The 16,564-nt window shown below is 68.4% G+C and carries 18 protein-coding genes; 8 read left to right on the top strand and 10 right to left on the bottom strand.

The features are described from left to right. The first annotated feature begins 37 nt into the window (after positions 1–37). The 4 genes from rplM (at position 38) to mdtD (ending at position 2,951) form a co-directional block, all read left to right on the top strand. Positions 38–469 (top strand): 50S ribosomal protein L13, encoded by a 432-nt coding sequence (gene rplM / locus AC1DSC_RS25815; protein ID WP_015867439.1) that lies wholly within the window; start codon positions 38–40, stop codon positions 467–469. A 12-nt stretch (positions 470–481) separates the two neighbouring features. Continuing rightward, entirely contained in the window at positions 482–874 is a 393-nt protein-coding gene (rpsI, locus tag AC1DSC_RS25810) for a 30S ribosomal protein S9 (protein WP_015867438.1), read from the top strand. Positions 875–1,053: 179 nt separating this feature from the next. Next, complete coding sequence (gene erpA, locus AC1DSC_RS25805; protein WP_007827949.1) at positions 1,054–1,419, top strand: iron-sulfur cluster insertion protein ErpA; 366 nt, start codon at positions 1,054–1,056, stop codon at positions 1,417–1,419. Between the two features lie 101 nt (positions 1,420–1,520). Continuing rightward, positions 1,521–2,951 carry a multidrug transporter subunit MdtD gene (mdtD, locus tag AC1DSC_RS25800; RefSeq protein ID WP_278875008.1) on the top strand — a complete coding sequence of 477 codons (1,431 nt, stop codon included), beginning with the start codon at positions 1,521–1,523 and terminating at the stop codon, positions 2,949–2,951. Between the two features lie 16 nt (positions 2,952–2,967). Here mdtD and AC1DSC_RS25795 read toward each other — a convergent pair whose 3' ends face one another. Both AC1DSC_RS25795 and AC1DSC_RS25790 read right to left on the bottom strand, forming a co-directional pair. Beyond that, entirely contained in the window at positions 2,968–4,095 is a 1,128-nt protein-coding gene (locus AC1DSC_RS25795) for an anhydro-N-acetylmuramic acid kinase (RefSeq protein ID WP_436288056.1), read from the bottom strand. Positions 4,096–4,126: 31 nt separating this feature from the next. Continuing rightward, on the bottom strand, positions 4,127–5,467 hold the full coding sequence (locus tag AC1DSC_RS25790; RefSeq protein WP_015867435.1) for a M23 family metallopeptidase: 1,341 nt from the start codon (positions 5,465–5,467) through the stop codon (positions 4,127–4,129). Positions 5,468–5,624: 157 nt separating this feature from the next. Here AC1DSC_RS25790 and tyrS point away from each other — a divergent pair, with 157 nt between their 5' ends. Beyond that, complete coding sequence (gene tyrS, locus AC1DSC_RS25785; RefSeq protein WP_436288055.1) at positions 5,625–6,857, top strand: tyrosine--tRNA ligase; 1,233 nt, start codon at positions 5,625–5,627, stop codon at positions 6,855–6,857. A gap of 34 nt (positions 6,858–6,891) precedes the next feature. On the opposite strand, the gene AC1DSC_RS25780 is transcribed toward tyrS, so the two are convergent. Beyond that, complete coding sequence (locus tag AC1DSC_RS25780; protein ID WP_436288054.1) at positions 6,892–7,509, bottom strand: OmpA family protein; 618 nt, start codon at positions 7,507–7,509, stop codon at positions 6,892–6,894. Next, positions 7,506–8,000 (bottom strand): FecR family protein, encoded by a 495-nt coding sequence (locus AC1DSC_RS25775; RefSeq protein ID WP_478131940.1) that lies wholly within the window; start codon positions 7,998–8,000, stop codon positions 7,506–7,508. Before AC1DSC_RS25775 ends, AC1DSC_RS25780 begins: the two co-directional genes overlap by 4 nt. 140 nt (positions 8,001–8,140) lie before the next feature. On the opposite strand from AC1DSC_RS25775, the gene AC1DSC_RS25770 reads away from it, so the two are divergent. Further along, a complete protein-coding gene (locus AC1DSC_RS25770; protein WP_436288052.1) occupies positions 8,141–9,055 on the top strand; it encodes a cation diffusion facilitator family transporter in 915 nt (304 codons plus the stop codon). Then, positions 9,052–9,492 (top strand): D-aminoacyl-tRNA deacylase, encoded by a 441-nt coding sequence (dtd, locus tag AC1DSC_RS25765; RefSeq protein WP_018906190.1) that lies wholly within the window; start codon positions 9,052–9,054, stop codon positions 9,490–9,492. Before AC1DSC_RS25770 ends, dtd begins: the two co-directional genes overlap by 4 nt. Before the next feature lie 18 nt (positions 9,493–9,510). Here dtd and ybeY read toward each other — a convergent pair whose 3' ends face one another. Further along, positions 9,511–9,969 carry an rRNA maturation RNase YbeY gene (ybeY, locus tag AC1DSC_RS25760; protein ID WP_018906191.1) on the bottom strand — a complete coding sequence of 153 codons (459 nt, stop codon included), beginning with the start codon at positions 9,967–9,969 and terminating at the stop codon, positions 9,511–9,513. A gap of 1 nt (position 9,970) precedes the next feature. Further along, positions 9,971–10,921, bottom strand: a complete 951-nt coding sequence (locus tag AC1DSC_RS25755; protein ID WP_015867428.1) for a PhoH family protein — start codon at positions 10,919–10,921, stop codon at positions 9,971–9,973. A gap of 20 nt (positions 10,922–10,941) precedes the next feature. Between AC1DSC_RS25755 and ruvA the strand changes: the two genes are divergently transcribed. Continuing rightward, a complete protein-coding gene (gene ruvA, locus AC1DSC_RS25750) occupies positions 10,942–11,514 on the top strand; it encodes a Holliday junction branch migration protein RuvA (RefSeq protein WP_062367195.1) in 573 nt (190 codons plus the stop codon). Between the two features lie 22 nt (positions 11,515–11,536). On the opposite strand, the gene AC1DSC_RS25745 is transcribed toward ruvA, so the two are convergent. Genes AC1DSC_RS25745 through AC1DSC_RS25730 form a run of 4 tightly spaced genes read right to left on the bottom strand, consistent with a single transcriptional unit; the run spans position 11,537 to position 16,530 of the window. Next, positions 11,537–12,529 (bottom strand): Bug family tripartite tricarboxylate transporter substrate binding protein, encoded by a 993-nt coding sequence (locus AC1DSC_RS25745; RefSeq protein WP_369663629.1) that lies wholly within the window; start codon positions 12,527–12,529, stop codon positions 11,537–11,539. Positions 12,530–12,554: 25 nt separating this feature from the next. After that, positions 12,555–13,805, bottom strand: a complete 1,251-nt coding sequence (locus tag AC1DSC_RS25740) for an alkyl sulfatase dimerization domain-containing protein (RefSeq protein WP_436288051.1) — start codon at positions 13,803–13,805, stop codon at positions 12,555–12,557. After that, complete coding sequence (locus AC1DSC_RS25735) at positions 13,802–15,136, bottom strand: DUF1254 domain-containing protein (protein WP_436288050.1); 1,335 nt, start codon at positions 15,134–15,136, stop codon at positions 13,802–13,804. Before AC1DSC_RS25735 ends, AC1DSC_RS25740 begins: the two co-directional genes overlap by 4 nt. Positions 15,137–15,141: 5 nt before the next feature. Then, the gene (locus AC1DSC_RS25730) at positions 15,142–16,530 is read right to left on the bottom strand and encodes a DUF1254 domain-containing protein (protein WP_436288049.1); all 1,389 of its coding nucleotides are present in this window, start codon (positions 16,528–16,530) and stop codon (positions 15,142–15,144) included. Positions 16,531–16,564 lie beyond the last annotated feature (34 nt).

The raw sequence follows: 16,564 nt of genomic DNA, 5'->3' as shown, positions 1-16,564 counted from the left end.
AAAAGGGCTCGCCAAACCCTCTTTATAGAGAAAACTCATGACCAAAACGTTCAGCGCCAAGCCCGCTGACGTGACGCACGAGTGGTTTGTGATTGACGCGACCGACAAGGTCCTCGGACGAGTAGCCAGCGAAGTTGCTCTCCGTTTGCGCGGCAAACACAAGGCCATTTACACGCCTCACGTCGATACCGGTGACTTCATCGTCATCATCAACGCAGCCCAGCTGCGCGTCACCGGCGCCAAGCCGATCGACAAGGTCTACTACCGTCACTCGGGCTACCCGGGCGGTATCACGGCCACGAACTTCCGCGACATGCAAGCCAAGCACCCGGGCCGCGCCCTGGAAAAGGCCGTCAAGGGCATGCTGCCCAAGGGCCCGCTCGGCTACGCGATGATCAAGAAACTCAAGGTGTACGGTGGTGCAGAGCACCCGCATACCGCCCAACAGCCCAAAGTGCTGGAACTGTAAGGAGCCTTGAGAATGATTGGTGAATGGAACAATGGCACCGGCCGTCGCAAATCGAGCGTCGCCCGTGTGTTTCTGAAAAAGGGCACCGGCAAGATCACGGTCAACGGCAAGGACATCCAAGAGTTCTTCGGCCGCGAAACCTCGATCATGATTGCCAAGCAGCCCCTGGTGCTGACCAACAACCTCGAAGCATTCGATGTCATGGTCAACGTCAATGGCGGCGGCGAATCGGGCCAGGCCGGCGCAACGCGCCACGGCATCACCCGTGCGCTGATCGACTACGACGCAAGCCTCAAGCCGGTGCTGAGCCAGGCCGGCTACGTCACGCGCGATGCACGTGAAGTCGAGCGCAAGAAGGTCGGTCTGCACTCTGCACGCCGCCGCAAGCAGTTCAGCAAGCGCTGATCCTGTTCATTGCGAACAAAAGCCGCCTCCGGGCGGCTTTTTCATTGCCGCGGCCTTGGCGGATGTGTGTTCGACCCCACTTGCGTTGGGTGCTCGCTGCCATCCGCCAGCCAGGAATGCGGCATTGCAGTAGCATTGGTTCATTGGCCGCATGTACGGCCCCCAAGGAGTTATCCCCCATGAGCGCTGTTGCCGAAAACATCCAGACCCAGATGCCCGAACCGATCGTCTTCACCGACAGCGCGGCTGCCAAGGTGGCCGACCTGATCGCCGAAGAGGGCAATCCCGACCTCAAGCTGCGCGTGTTCGTGCAGGGCGGCGGGTGCTCGGGCTTCCAGTATGGTTTCACCTTCGATGAAATCACCAACGAAGACGACACCACCATGACCAAGAACGGCGTGTCGCTGCTGATCGATGCCATGAGCTATCAGTACCTGGTCGGCGCCGAGATCGACTACAAGGAAGACCTGCAGGGCGCCCAGTTCGTGATCAAGAACCCGAACGCCACCAGCACCTGCGGCTGCGGATCGAGCTTCTCGGCCTGATGCCGGGCTGATGCTGCCCCCGCCAGCCTTCGTTCCTTGAAAAAAGCCGCCTTCGGGCGGCTTTTTGCTGCCTGCCGCTTTTCCCTCCCCCTCGCTGCCCCATGACATCCGCCGCCACGGCCATCGATCCTGCCCGCAAGAGCCTGCTCTGGCTCGTGGCGATCGGCTTCTTCATGCAGACGCTCGACGCCACCATCATCAACACCGCGCTGCCCGCCATGGCCGCGAGCCTTGGCGAAAGCCCGCTGCGCATGCAGTCGGTGGTGGTGGCCTACGCGCTGACCATGGCAATGCTGATTCCGGCCTCGGGCTGGATCGCCGACCGGTTCGGCACGCGGCGCGTGTTCTTCTCGGCCATCGTGCTGTTCGTCGTCGGCTCCGTCCTGTGCGCCTTGTCGGTGGGCGTGGGGCAGCTGGTGGCTGCGCGGGTGGTGCAGGGCCTGGGCGGCGCCTTGCTGCTGCCGGTAGGGCGGCTGACGCTGCTGCGCACCGTGCCGCGCGGGGAGTTCCTGCAGGCGATGAGCTTCGTTGCCATTCCGGGGCTGATCGGGCCGCTGCTCGGGCCCACGCTGGGCGGCTGGCTGGTGCAGTACGCCTCCTGGCACTGGATCTTCCTGATCAATGTGCCTGTGGGGTTGGCGGGCTGCCTGGCAACGCTGCGCTTCATGCCCGACCTGCGCGGGGCCATCCAGCGGCGCTTCGATGGCGCGGGCTATGCGATGCTGGCCTTCGGCATGGTTGCGATCTCGCTGGCGCTCGACGGTGTCTCGGGCGCGGGGCTGCGCCAGGTCAGCGTGCTGCTGTTGCTGGTGTTCGGCTTTGCGAGCGTGGTGGCCTATTGGCTGCATGCCGCGCGCCGGCCCGAGCCGCTGTTCTCGCCCTCGCTGTTCGGCGTGCCCACGCTCAGCATCGGCTTGCTCGGCAACCTGTTCTCGCGGCTCGGCAGCAGCTGCATGCCGTTCATGGTGCCCCTGCTGCTGCAGGTGTCGCTGGGCTATTCGCCGCTTCGGGCGGGGCTCATGATGCTTCCGATCGCGCTGGCCGGCATGGCCATGAAGCGTTTCGCGACCCCGCTGATCACGCGCCACGGCTACCGCAAGGTGCTGGTGGCCAACACCGTGCTGGTGGGCCTGGCGATGGGCAGCTTCGGCCTGACCGGGCCGGACCAGCCGGCTGCGCTGCACATCCTGCAGTTGCTGGCCTTCGGCGCCGTCAACTCGCTTCAGTTCACGGCCATGAACACCATCACGCTGAAGGACCTGGACGGCAGCATGGCCAGCAGCGGCAACAGCCTGCTCTCGATGGTCCAGATGCTTGCAATGAGCCTTGGCGTGGCGGCTGCGAGCGCAGTGCTGGCCGGCTACAACGGTGTTTTTGGCCTCGAGACGGCAAAGCAGACGCTCGATGCCTTCCAGGCCACTTTTGCCACCATGGGGCTCGTCACGATCGCTTCTGCGCTGATCTTCTGGCATTTGCCAGCAGAAGTGCGCGCCGCCCATCCCGCCCAGCCCGAAGTTTCAGGCCAGGGGTGAGGGCAACTTCGCCCGGTCAGGCCGGATAGATCGCCCCGAGCACGCGCCCGCCTCTTGCGCCTGTCACGCTGGCCAGGTTGCCGGCTTCGCGCCGCAGGGTGCTGCGGGCCAGCCAGGCAAAGGCCGCGGCCTCGACCTGCAGCGGAGGCAGGCCGTGGGCCGTGGAGGCGGCCACTTCCACGCCGGGCAAGTGCGCGCGCAGGCGCTCGATCAGATGGTCGTTCAGCGCTCCGCCGCCGCAGACGATCAGCAGCTTGCTATCGCTTCCATAGCGGAGGACGTCGGCTGCACATACGCTGGCGGTGAATTCGGTCAGGGTGGCCTGCACGTCGGCGGGCGCCGCGCCGATGGCCGGGGCCAGGCAGGCGGAAAGCCACGCAGGATTGAACAGGTCGCGCCCGGTGCTCTTGGGAGGCGCCTTCGCAAAATACGGATCGGCCTGCAGCCGCGCAAGCAGGCCGGGCAGCACCTGTCCGCTGGCGGCCCACCGGCCGCCGCGGTCGAAGGGCTGGCCGGTATGGAGCTGGCTCCAGTGGTCCATCAGGGCATTGCCGGGGCCGCAGTCGAAGCCGAGCACCGCCGGCTCCCCCGGCGCATCGGCCGCGGGCAGCAGGCTCAGGTTGGAAATGCCGCCGATGTTCAGCACCGCCACGGGTTGGCCCGCGCGCGCGAACAGTGCGCGGTGGAAGGCCGGCACCAGCGGCGCGCCCTGTCCACCCGCCGCCAGGTCGCGGCTGCGGAAGTCCGCCACCACGTCGATGCCGGTCAGCTCGGCCAGCAGCGAGGGGTTGTTGATTTGCAGGGTGTAGCCGACGCCGTCGAACTCGGTGGGCCGGTGGCGCACCGTCTGTCCGTGCGCGCCGAGGGCCGCCACCTGGCTGGCAGGAGTGCCGCTGTCCGCCAGCAGCTGGCTGGCGACGCCGGCATAGATCCGGGCCAGGCCGTTGCCGGCCAGCGCGGCGCGATGGAGTTCGTTGTCGCCGGGGGTGTTGAGCGCCATCAGCTCGGCGCGCAAGGCGGCCGGAAAGGGCGCCGTGGCATAGGCCCGCACGGCGATGCGGCCATCCGCGAAATCGGCCAGCACGCCATCGACCCCGTCGAGCGAGGTGCCGGACATCAGGCCGATGAACAGTTCGCCGGCCACGTCGATGGGAAGGCGAGCCGCGCGCCGGGGCTCAGTCCGCGCTGGCCTGGATGACCGAGAAGGCGGCCGCCAGCTCGGTGCGCGCGCCGACCGCAATGCGCTCGAAGGCCGGGCGCAGGGAAGCCGTGATGGGCGCGCCGCCCTCCTGGGCGATGGAGGTCGGATCCTGGTATTCGCCGTTCACGCGGAACTCGAAGTGCAGGTGCGGGCCGGTGGCCCAGCCGGTGGAGCCCACGGCACCGATCGTCTGGCCCTGGGTGATGCTCTCGCCGGCCTTGACGTTGATGCGGCTCAGGTGGGCGTAGGCCGTCTGCTGGTTGTTGCGGTGCTTGATGATGACGATGTTGCCGTAGCCGCTTTGCGTGCCGGCGAAATCGACCGTGCCGTCGCCGACGCTGCGCACCGCGGTGCCGGTGGGGGCTGCGAAGTCGATGCCGTTGTGCTGGCGCCAGCTGTTGAGGATCGGGTGCATGCGCATTGCGAAGCCGCTCGACACGCGCGAGAACTCGACCGGCGAGCTCAGGTAGGCCTTGCGCAGGCTATCGCCGTTCGGGCGGTAATAGCTGCCCTTTTGGCCCTGGGGCTGGAACCACACGGCCTGGTGCACCTTGCCGCCGCTCTCGAACTCGGCCGAGAGCACGCGGCCGCTGCGCAGCGCCTGGCCGTCGGCCTCGAAGGTTTCGTAGACCACGGCGAAGCGGTCGCCCTTGCGCAGCGCGCGCACGTCGACGTCGCCCGCGAAGATGTCGGCCAGCTGGCTGGCGACCGCGTCGGGCACGCGGGAGTCGTCGGTGGCGGCGAACAGCGAGGTGCGGATGACGCCGCTGGCCAGGCGCGTGCCCGGCGTCAGCGTGTCGCGCTCGGTGAGCGCCACGAAGCCGACCGGCGTGCGCTCGATGACGAAGCGCTTGAAGCCGCCGTCGCCATCGGGAATCCAGCGGGCACTCAGCTTCTTGAGCTGGTTTTCCTGCGTGGCTTCGGCTGTGACGGTGCGCCCGGCGCGGGCGAACAAGGCATTGCGGGCTTCGCTGCTGCCGCGCACGAAGGCGGTGGCGGCCGGGTCGGAGATGCCCAGGCGCTTCAGCAGGGCCTCGGCCGTGTCGCTGGAGCGCGTGATGTCGGTGCGAAACAGCGTGAAGCTGAAGTTTTCCAGCGATTCGCTCTGTTCGGCGAAGGACAGCGGAGCGGTCGCTTCGAGGACCTGCTGCACCGGGAGGTCGGCGGCGTCGGGGCCCAGGGAGGCCACCGCCAGGGTTCCGGCGCTCAGCAAGGCAGCCGCGATGAGCGCGGTGATCTGCTTGGGATAGGTCCGGAATGTATAGGCCACGCGAGAAGCCAAAAGCTCCTCGGCGGCGAGAATGCCGTTGATCAAACTATGAATTCCAGCTCAGGTTCTGCAAATCCGCGCTGCAAAGCCCAGGTCGGACGGGGCGGCAGGGCGGTGCGGAAAAAGCGCCGCTTAGAATTCGGCGCTAGAAAAGTCGGGCTGAGTATAGCTTCGGCAACCTGAAAATCAGCTAAAAAAGCCTATGAATGCCGAATCTGTTACATCCACAAGCCTCTCGGATGGTGTAAGACGAGCGCTCGAAATATCGCTCAGGGGCACCGACGAACTGCTGCCGCAGGATGAATGGGTGCGCAAGCTGCAGCGCTCGGAAGCCAGCGGGACGCCGCTGCGCATCAAATTGGGGCTCGACCCGACCGCCCCGGACATCCACATCGGCCACACGGTGGTGCTCAACAAGATGCGGCAGCTGCAGGACCTGGGGCACCGGGTCATCTTCCTGATCGGCGACTTCACGACCACCATCGGCGATCCCTCGGGCCGCAACAGCACCCGCCCGCCGCTGACCCGCGAGCAGATCGAGGCCAACGCCCAGACCTACTACCGGCAGGCCAGCCTGGTGCTGGACCCCGAAAAGACCGAGATCCGCTACAACTCCGAGTGGAGCGACCCGCTGGGCGCCCGCGGCATGATCCAGTTGGCCGCCAAGTACACGGTGGCGCGGATGATGGAGCGCGACGACTTCAACAAGCGCTTCAAGGCCGGCCAGTCGATCTCGGTGCACGAATTCCTCTACCCGCTGATGCAGGGCTACGACTCGGTGGCCCTGAAGAGCGACCTCGAGCTGGGCGGCACCGACCAGAAGTTCAACCTGCTCGTCGGCCGGCATCTCCAGCAGGAATACGGTCAAGAACCGCAGTGCATACTCACTATGCCACTGCTGGAAGGGCTCGATGGCGTCGAGAAGATGTCCAAGAGCAAGAACAACTACATCGGCATCAGCGAAGACGCCAACACCATGTTCGCCAAGGTGCTGTCGATCTCCGACGAGCTGATGTGGCGCTGGTACACGCTGCTGAGCTTCCAGTCGCTCGTGCAGATCGAGGCGCTCAAGGCCGAGATCGCGGCCGGCCGCAATCCCAAGGATGCGAAGGTGGCGCTGGCCAAGGAAATCACCGCGCGCTTCCACAGCGCGGCCGCGGCCGAGACCGCGGAACAGGATTTCATCAACCGCAGCAAGGGCGGCGTGCCCGACGACATTCCCGAACTGTCGCTGGGCGGGGCCCCGCTGGGCATTGCGCAGCTGCTCAAGCAGGCCGGGCTCGCGCCTTCGGCCTCCGAAGGCAACCGGCTGATCGACGGCGGCGGCGTGCGCGTCGACTCTGTGGTGATCAGCGACAAGGCGCTCAAGCTGCCCGCCGGCCGCTACGTGGTGCAGGTCGGCAAGCGCAAGTTCGCGCGCGTGACCCTCGGCTGAGGGGCCGCCGGCCGGCGCACCGCGCGCCTGGCCGTCAGCGGACTTCGATCGTGACGCGCCGGTTGCGCGGCTCGTCCACCTCGTCGGCGGTGGGTACCGCGAGTTCGCGCTCGCCGCGGCCCACGGCCTCGATGCGCTTGGCCGGGAACTGCCGTTCCACGAAAAGCTGCACCACTTCCTGCGCGCGCCGCTGCGAGAGCATGTCGTTCTGCTCGAGCGCGCCCTTGGTGTCGGTGTGCCCGGTCACCACGATGTCGCTGCCGCTGCGGCTTTGCGCGGCCATCAGCGCTTCGTTCATGACCTGCTGCGACGCAGGCGTGAGCGTGGTGCCGCCCACTTCGAAATACACCGTGTAGCGCTGCGGTGCGGGCGGCCGCATGTCGAACAGGACCTTGTGGTCCGCCTGCACCTTGGCCGGGTCGGCCTGGTCGACCACCGGCGCGCCGGAGGCGCCTACCGCAGCGGTTGCGCGCTGATAGGGCTTGGAAAGAACTTCCTCGCCGTCCTTTGCGCGCACGATCACGGCAGAAGGCTTGTCGTCCGCCTGGGGCAGCAGCACCACGCGAGTGCCCGGCGTCGAGCATGCGGCCAGCAGCGCAGTGGCCAGCGTGGCAGCAAGAAGAAAGGTCCGGTCCGTCGTCGTCTTCCTCATGGCTGGCCGTCGCTCTGCACGATGAAGTCGGTTCCGCGAATGCCGATGGTGGCGGTTTGCGTCTCCACCCGTATCGCGTCGGGGTTGGTCTTGCCGATCAGGCCGGTGATCATGCGCATCGAGCCGCGCAGCAGCGAGACCAGCACGCCGCCTTCGTGCGTGGTGGCGTTGAAATGGAATTCCTTCAGGTCCAGCCGCGACGAAGGCCCGACCACCAGCGTGGTGTCGTCGCGCAAGACGACGGAGGCGGAAGAATCGGGGCCGGTCACGATGCGGTCCACGGCGGCCAGCGCGTCGCCGGCGTTGGCCGTGCGCAGCGTGCCGGCGGTACTGAGCAGCTGCACGTTGCCCCGCACCGATTTCACGAACCCTGCCTGTGGTTCTGCAATGGGCATGGACCCTGCAGGACGCGAAGGCGCCTGCGCCTGAGCCAACGCCGCTGCGCCCCAGAAGGCGAAGCCTCCCACGGCGATCAGGATTTTTTTCATCATCGTTCTTCTGCGAATGTCTCGCGGTGCCACAAATATTAAATACATGGAGTCGGCAGATGGAGGCCGCGCTCGATAATTCGATCGCGGATGCGGACCTTTGCCGCATTCTTGCCGACTTTTATCGCCAACGCCTTTTCTGCATGACTTTCACGCCCAAGACGCTGCTTCGTGTTTCCGTGGTGGTTGCGCTCGTCACCATCCTGCTCAAGGGCCTGGCGGGCTATGTGACCAACTCGATGGGCCTGATCTCCGATGCGATGGAGTCCTTCGTCAACCTTGCCAGCGCGATGTTCGCGCTGGGCATGGTGACCATCGCCTCGCGGCCGGCCGATGAAGACCATCCCTACGGCCACCACAAGGCCGAATATTTCTCTTCGGGCTTCGAGGGCATCCTGATCGTCGGCGCGGCGGCCGCCATCCTCTGGGTCTCGGTGCAGCGGCTGCTTGCGCCGCAGCCGCTCGAGCAACTGGGCTGGGGGCTCGGGCTCTCGGTGGTCAGCTCGGGCTTCAACGCGGCCCTGGCTTTTGCGCTGTTCCGCGCCGCGCGGACGCACCGCTCGATTGCGCTCGAAGCCGATGCGCGGCACCTGATGACCGACGTGTGGACCTCGGCCGGGGTGGTGATCGGCATCGTGGCCGTGCACTTCAGCGGCTGGCTCTGGCTCGACCCGGTGCTGGCCATTGGCGTGGCGCTCAACATCGTGCGCGAAGGCGTCAGGCTGGTGTGGCGCTCGTCGCAGGGGCTGATGGACGAGGCCCTCGACCCCGAAACCATTGCCACGCTGCGCGCCACGCTCGACCAGTTTGCCGCACGCATGCCCGAAGGCACGCGCATGCGCTTCGACGACATGGTGACGCGGCGCGCGGGCCAGCGCCGCTTTGCCGACCTGCACATGCATGTGCCCGGCGAATGGACGCTGCAGCATGCCGCCGCCATGCGCGACGAGCTGGAGCAGGCGCTGATGGACGCCGTGCCGGGCCTGCGCGTGACCATCCAGCTGCTGCCGCTGGGGATGGAAGCGCGCGGGCCGCGCATCGAGGAAGAAGCCGCATGAAAGCCATCGTCCAGCGCGTGGCCAGTGCGCGCGTCGACATCGCAGGGCAGACCGTCGGCGCGATCGGTGCCGGCCTGCTCGTGCTGCTGTGCGCCGAGCGCGGCGATGCCGATGCCATGGCCGACCGCATGCTTGCCAAGCTCCTGAAGCTGCGCATCTTTTCGGACGAGGCGGGCAAGATGAACCGCAGCGTGCAGGACATCGGCGGCGGCCTGCTGGTCGTGAGCCAGTTCACGCTGGCGGCCGATGTGAGCGGCGGCAACCGGCCCAGCTTCACGCAGGCGGCCGCGCCCGACGAGGGGCGGCGGCTCTACGACTATTTCGTGGACCGGGCCCGCGCCGCCCATCCGGTGGTGGCCACCGGCGAGTTCGGCGCCGACATGCAGGTGCACCTGGTCAATGACGGGCCGGTGACCATCCCGCTGCAGATGGCGTAGCGCCGCCGCGCGCGGGTCTCAGCGGCCGTACGGATTGCGGATGCCGACGCCCGCGAGGATCTCGATCTCGCGCGCTTCCATGGCCTCGGCGTCGGCCTCGCCAGTCTCGTGGTCCCAGCCCTGCGCATGCAGCGTGCCGTGAACCAGCAGGTGCGCGTAATGCGCGGCCAGGGTCTTGCGGTGCTCCTTCGCCTCGCTCGCGACCACCGGCGCGCACAGCACCAGGTCGGCCATCACCATCGGGCTCTGGGTGTAGTCGAAGGTCAGAACGTTGGTGGCGTAGTCCTTGCCGCGGAACTCGCGGTTCAGGCGCTGGCCTTCCTCGGCATCGACGATGCGCACCGTGATCTCCGCGTCGATCTCGAGTGCATGGCGGATCCAGCGCGCGACGCTGTGGCGCGGCAGCGCGGCGCGGTGCCGTTCCACGCCCTTGAAGCGCGCGAACTGCAGCGAAAGGGACAGTGCGGGCAATGCCATCTCAATGCGCCCCGCTGCGCTTGCGCTGCCCGTCGTAGGCATCGACGATCTTGGCCACCAGCGGATGCCGCACCACGTCGGCGCTGGTGAAGTGCGTGATCGAGATGCCGTTCACGCGCCTGAGCACGCGCTCGGCATCGATGAGCCCGCTCAGCTGCTGCTTGGGCAGGTCGATCTGGCTCACGTCGCCCGTCACCACCGCCTTGGCGCCGAAGCCGATGCGCGTGAGGAACATCTTCATCTGCTCGACGGTGGTGTTCTGCGCCTCGTCGAGGATGACGAAGGCATTGTTCAGCGTGCGCCCGCGCATGAAGGCCAGCGGCGCGATCTCGAGCGCATTGCGCTCGAAGGCCTTCTGCACCTTCTCGAAGCCCATCAGGTCGTAGAGCGCGTCGTACAGCGGGCGCAGGTAGGGATCGACCTTCTGCGTCAGGTCGCCCGGCAGGAAGCCGAGCCGCTCGCCCGCTTCCACCGCCGGCCGCGTGAGCACGATGCGCTGCACTGCGGCGCGCTCCAGCGCATCGACTGCGCAGGCCACCGCGAGGTAGGTCTTGCCGGTGCCGGCCGGGCCGATGCCGAAGGTGATGTCGTGCTTGGCGATGTTGTCGAGGTACAGCGCCTGCGTGGGCGTGCGCGCGCGCAGGTCGGCGCGGCGGGTGACGAGCAGGGCCGAGTCCTCGTCGCTCATCGAGCCGTCGCCCGCGAGCGTGAGCTGCACCACGGCCGGATCGATCGGGCGCTGCGCGATCTCGTAGAGCGCCTGCAGCACGTCCATGGCGCGCTGCGCGGCGGCCTTGGGGCCGTCGACCTTGAACTGCTCGTGGCGGTGCGCGATCTTCACGCCCAGGGCCTCCTCGATGCGGCGCAGGTGCGCGTCCAGCGGGCCGCACAGGTGGCCCAGGCGCGAGTTGTTGGGGGGAGCAAAGGTGTGTCGCAGAATCACGCCGGACATTTCAAGGAAAAAGGGCACCCATGATAGGCAAACTCACCGGCGTATTGGCCGAGCGCAACCCACCGCAGGTGGTGGTGGACTGCAATGGCGTCGGCTACGAGGTCGATGTGCCGATGAGCACGTTCTACAACCTGCCCGGCACCGGAGAGCGCGTTTCGCTGCTCACGCACTTCGTGGTGCGCGAGGACGCGCAGATTCTCTACGGTTTCGGCACCGCCGAGGAGCGTGCGGCCTTTCGGCAACTCATCAAGATCAGCGGCGTGGGCCCGCGCACCGCGCTCGGCCTGCTGTCGGGCATGAGCGTGGGCGAGCTGGCGCAGGCGATCACCACGCAGGAGCTCGGCCGGCTCGTGAAGATCCCGGGCATCGGCAAGAAGACCGCCGAGCGGCTGCTGCTCGAACTCAAGGGCAAGCTGGGCGCCGACATCGGGCTGCCCGCCCATGCGGCCACCGACGCGCAGGCCGACATCCTGCAGGCGCTGGTCGCGCTGGGCTACAGCGACAAGGAAGCCGCGCTGGCGCTCAAGGCGCTGCCCAAGGACGCGACGGTGAGCGAGGGGATCAAGCTGGCGCTGAAGGCATTGGCGAAATAAGCGGGCGCGTGCGCGGCGCCGGTCATTCGGGCGTCAGCCCGATCTCCTTCACCAGCGCGCCCCAGTCGCGCATGTCCTTCTGGATCGTCGCCGCGAACTGCTCGGGCGTGTTCTGCGGCAGGTCGTTGAAGTTCAGCTCATACATGCGGCGCACCACCGCAGGGTCGCGCAGCACCTGGTTCACGGCTTCGTTGAGCTTCTTCACGACGGCCGGCGGCGTCTTGGCCGGCGCCAGCAGGCCGTACCAGGCGTAGGTGGTGAAGGGGTAGCCGCTCTCGGTCATGGTCGGCACGTCGGGCAGCATCGGGATGCGCGAGGGGCCGCTGTTGGCCAGCGCGCGGATGCGGCCGGCACGCACGATCTCCACGGTCGACGAGATGTCGGCGAACGCCGCATCCACCTGGCCGCCCACCAGGTCCTGCACGCAGGGGCCGCTGCCCTTGTACGGTACGTGCGTCATCACCAGGCCGGCCTGCTTCTTGAGGCTTTCCATCGCCAGGTGGCCGCCCGAGCCGTTGCCCCAGGAGCAGTAGCTCAGCTTGTCGGGCCGCGCCTTGGCGTAAGCGACGAACTCCTGGATCGTTTTCACCGGCAGGTCCTTGCGCACCAGCAGCAGGTTGCCGCCGCGCCCGACCTGCGCCACCGGCGCAAAGTCCTTCAAAGGGTCGTAGGGCAGCTTCTTGTAGAGGCTGGGGTTCACCACCATGGCCGCGGCATAGGTGAACAGCAGCCGGTAGCCGTCGGGCGCTGCGCGCGCTGCCAGGTCGGTGCCGAGGATGCCGTTGGCGCCCGGGCGGTTGTCGACGATGAAGGTCTGCTTCAGCTTCTTGCCGAGTGCGTCGGCGATCAGGCGCGCGATGGTGTCGGTGCCGCCGGCCGGCGCGGTAGGCACCACCAGCGTCACGGGCTTGTCGGGGTAGCTGTCGGCCTGCGCATGGCTGGCGGCGGTCAGTGCGGCCAGGCCGCAGGCGGCGAGCGTGCGCAGGCTGCGGCGCAAGGATGTTGTGCTTGTCATAGTCCGTGTCTCCGATGGAAAGGCTTCAGCGGATGCCGAAGCGCGCCTGCGTGCCTTGTTCGATCATGTCCGCGCCGACCCGGTACAGGTTGCGCGAGACGTAACTGGGCACTTCGCGCGCACGCTCGCGCAGCCATTCGGCCTTGAGCGAGCGCGCGTCGGCGATCTCGGGAGCGTCGCCCTCGGCGGTGGCCAGCAGGTCGATCACGTGCAGCGCGAGCTGCCACTGCTTGGCCGCCGCCAGCTTGCGCGCCTGGTCGACCACGCCGCGCTTGTCGGTGATGGCGTCGGCCACGGCGCGGCCGATGGCCTCGGGCGCGGCCGGGTGCAGCGAGGTCGGGTTGCGGTCCCACCAGCCGTTCTCCGAGCGGTAGATGTCGCGCACGATGTAGCCGGGGTCGCCGTAGGTGGGCTTCATCCAGTCGACCGCGAAGAGCTCGTCGGGAAAGCGGATGCGCGCCAGGATGTCGCGCTCGTTGAGCCCTTCGTTCATGAGCCGCACCACCTCGGCGCGCAGCCAGCGCAGCGCGCGGGCCGTGTGCAGGAGCACGTGCTGCACCTGCTCTTCGCCTTCGAGCGTGGCGCCGAATTCGCGCACCGCCTTGCGCGGCTTCAACGCTGCCAATGCCTCCAGCGTGTCGGCCCAGCGCACCGTGTCGCGCATCGTGCGAAAGGGCGTGCCGATGTTGGGAATGGAGTCGATCAGCGCCGCGCCGCCGTACAGCACGCGCTGCGCGGGGCTCCAGAGCGCGATCGCATCGTCGGTTTCCGACGGTGCCCAGCGCAGCTCGACGCGGCGCTCGCCGCTGCCGATCTGCAGCAGGCCGTCGAAGGTTTCGGTCGGCGGGTGCATCACAAGGCGATGGTCGAAGAAGCCCGGCGGGCGGTTGAACTGGATCTCGGCCATGCGGTGCTGCAGGGCCAGCGTCTCGCCGTAGCGCGCGAGGCGGCGCGGCACGTTGCGGTGCGCAATGATTCGCGGCGGCGCATCGCCGCGCGCGGCGGCATGGGCCAGCCACATCGGCACGCCGGCGTTGTAGCCGATGTGGCCATGGCTGAAGCACAGCGCATGCACCGGCGCGTCGCTGAGCTGGCGCAGCGCATCGATCATGCCCTCGGTCACCGAGCCGCCCGGCCCGGCGTCGACCACGACCAGGCCCGCGTCGGTCTCGGCCACGAACGATTGGCCCTGCCCGCGCAGGATGTGCAGGCCCGGCGCCACGGTCTCGGTGCCGGTGCCGACGATGAGGAAGGGCTTTTCAGCGGTGGCGGTCATGCGGTTTCCTTGGTGACGGTGAGGGGCGGCAGCAGGTAGTGGCCGTCGAGCAGTTCGGCGCGCGGCACGTAGGCGCGCAGGCAGAGGTAGAAATCGCCTTCGGGCGCCGGCAGCCAGTTGGCCTGCGCAGCCTCGCCCTCCGGCCGGGCGTGCTGGATGTGCAGCGTGAGCCCGCCGTCCGCATCGCGACGCAGGCCCGGCGTACGGTCGCCGATGGCGTAGCGGTCGATCGGGTTGTCGACCAGCATGTAGTCGCGCGTGTCGTACATCGTGAGCGACCAGAAGGCCTCGACCGGTGGCAGCGCGCCGGGCGCAAAGCGCAGCGTATAGCGGCGCTGCCCGGTGAGGGCTTCGCCTGCGGCGTCGTGCCAGGCCATCGGGTAGGTGGCCTCGCGGCTTTCGAGCATGCCGATGTACTTGAGCGCGACCAGCGCGCGCGCCAGGTGGTCCTCGCCAAAGGAGCCTTCCACCAGCGGCATCTGCACCCAGCCCGAGGCCGTGGTGCGGCCCGATTGCGCCTCGCGCAGCCGCGGCAGCACGGTGTCGAGCGCGGCCTGCAGCGCGGCGCGCTGGCCGTCGTCGAGCGCGCCGGCGCCGGGCCCGATCCCGAGCGCGGCATAGCGTGCGAGCCGCGCCGCATCACCGACCGGCGGCACGTTGTCGCGCAGCGCCGCGTTCACCTGCGCGGCGAAGTGATCGGCCGTGAGCGGTGCCTTCGGGTCGCAGGCCGGATCGAAGGCGCGCGGCGCCGAGAGGCGGCCGGCCTCCCAGTCGGCCAGCGTGCGCACGACAAAACCGTCCTGCAGCACATTGACGGCGGGCACGTCCTGCGGGCCGTCGACCAGCAGGCGCCCGATGATCCACAGCCAGCGCGTGGGCGCCTCGATGCGCGCGCCCGGCGCGTCGAAAGCCGCGGGCAGCGGGCCGCGCCATCCCGGCGGCGTGACCACGAAGGACCGCGCCGCCGTGCCCGTGAGGCGCTGCCCGAGGTGGGCGAAGGGGTTGGTGAAGAAGTCGAGCAGGCCCAGCACGTAATAGCGGCCGGCGGTGTCAGGCACGTCGATCACGAGCGGGCCGTCGCCCAGGTCGAGCCAGGCGTTGGTGTAGAGCGTGTCATTGTTCGGCGTGACGACGCGGCTCTTGCCCGCGCGCAGCAGCTGGCGCGCGTGCGTGAACACGTTGCACCAGCGCTGCGGCCGCGGCGCCTCGCCGGCGGCATCGGTGCGCTGCGGCGAGGTGGCCGCGCGCATGCGGCACATCTCGTAGAGCGGGTAGGCGTAGACCACGGCCTCTTCGGCCAGGGCTTGAAGGGTGTCGGTGTGCGGCTGCATCGTGCTCAGTCCTGCTGCGCCTGCAAGGCCGGAATGCGCCAGCTCTGCACGCCCTCGCGCGGGTAGTACATGCGCAGGATCAGGTAGAAGCGCCCGGCCGGCGCGGGCAACCAGTTGGCGGCGTCGGCCGGGCGTGCGTGGCTCACCGCCAGTTCGAGGCTGCCGTCGGCGGCGCGCTTCAGGCCGGGCGTGCGGTCGCCGATGGCGTGGCGGCGGATCTCGTTGGGGTAGAGAAAGCGGTCGGTGCCGTACAGGGTGACCGACCAGAAGGCGTCCGCGGGCGGCAGGTCGCCGGCCTCGAAGCGCATCGCGTAGCGGCGTTGGCCGTCCAGCGGCTCCTGGTTGGCGTCGTGGTGCGCGGCGGCGTACACCGCCTCGCTCGTGGCGAGCGCGCCCAGGCCCAGGTAGGCGGTGCGCGCGCGGCCGAGGAACTCGTTGCCGTAGCGGCCAGTGGCCGGCGTCATCGACCAGGGCTTGGGCCGGCGGTTGCGACCCACCGCGCCGACCAGCTGCACGCCCTCGGCGAAGCCTTCGATGAGGCCTTCGCGCAGTGGCGCTTCGAGCGCGTCCCACGAGAACGCGGCATTCGCCAGCAGACCGCCCTGGCCGAACCACGCCACGAGGCCGCGGTCTTCCACGCGGCCCGGCGCCTCGGCCAGTGCGTGGCACACGTTGGTGAAGAAGCGCGGCGCCACTTCTGCGGCCGGCTCGCCATGCTCGAAGGCGGCGGCCATGGCGTCCTCGTACGGACCGGCCCATTGCTCGACGGCGGCTGGGCGGCCCTGCAGCACGGTGCCGGGCGCGGGTTTCAGTTGGATCTCCGACTGCAGCGCGCGCGCGGCCGGCCAGTCGCTTTCGTCGCCCACCAGGATGCGGCCGATGAGCCAGACCAGATCGGTCGGGCAGCGCACCACGCGGTGGGCGGCGAGCGACTCCGGCACCGTGCCGCCCGGGCCCACGAGCACCACGGTCTCGCCCTCGGGGTTGCAGTTGCGCGGGCCGAGGTTCTCGAAGTTCTCGGTGTAGGCGTCGTACAGCGGCAGCACGAAGTAGCGCCCGGGATGGCGCGACGACGCGGGCACCGTGAGCAGCATCGGCCCATGGGCCAGATGCAGCCAGGCCATGGTGTAGAGCAGGTCGTTGGCGGGCGTGACCACGTCGCGGTCTTCGTGGGTGGAGGGGCGCGGCGCATGGTGCAGCGTGTTCATCGGTGCGCGCACGTCCGAGCCCGCCGAGGCGCCGTTGCGGCGTTCGGCGCGGGGCGCGGTCTGCATGGCGCAGGAGCGGTAGGTTTCGGTGAGCGGATAGCCGTAGACGAAGGCGGCCAGGCCGATGGAGCGCGCGAGCGCCTTGCGGACAATGGCGATGTCGGGAACGGAGACGGGAGCGTTCATGGGGGAGGACCTCGGGACTGGGGTTCGAAAGGAA

The sequence above is a fragment of the Variovorax sp. 01N425 genome (assembly GCF_056399465.1).
The sequence above is the reverse complement of the archived record's forward strand: the minus strand, read 5'-3'. Positions and strand labels throughout refer to the sequence as shown.